Genomic DNA, 520 nt, shown 5'->3' on the forward strand with positions numbered 1-520 from the left:
CCACCCTGCCAGTACGGAACCCGCCGCGAGCCGACCATCACCTTGCGGATGTCGGGCTCGGCCCCGGCGCGGACCCGCTGGACGTCGAGGGCGCAGGCCGGCACGTCGCGCTGGGCGCCACCGGGCGGCGTCCAGGGCACGTCGGCGACCGACATGCCGTGGCGCGGGTCGAAGAAGCACGGGGGACGGCGCTGCGGGAGCGGCTCGCCCGCCACCCGGGCCCGCACGCACGCCATGGCGTAGCGGCCGTCCTCGAGGATCTCGGTGACGTGCTTGACGTCCTCGGGCTTCGTCAGTGCGGCGGCGGCGGTCTTCGCCGACTCATAGGAGTCGAGCGCGCGCTGGTAGTCGGCGTTGGCACCCGCGTCGAGCGGTTCGCCGGCGAGGTCGATGTCGAGGTCCTGGAGCTCCACGCCGAGCGCCGTGACGTCCTCCTCGGCGAGCTTCTTCACCGGCGCCACCTCGGCCTCGACCCGCTGCAGCTCGCGCTTCTTGCCCGTCCTGCCCGCGGCCACCGCGA

Annotated in this window: 1 pseudogene; it reads right to left on the reverse strand. The window is 74.4% G+C overall.

Going from position 1 to position 520, the window contains the following annotated elements:
* Positions 1-520, reverse strand: a pseudogene (locus FB586_RS18955) (hypothetical protein); the annotation flags it as partial.

This window comes from Cellulomonas telluris, from assembly GCF_004886325.1.
Classification (GTDB): Bacteria; Actinomycetota; Actinomycetes; order Actinomycetales; family Cellulomonadaceae; genus Cellulomonas; species Cellulomonas telluris.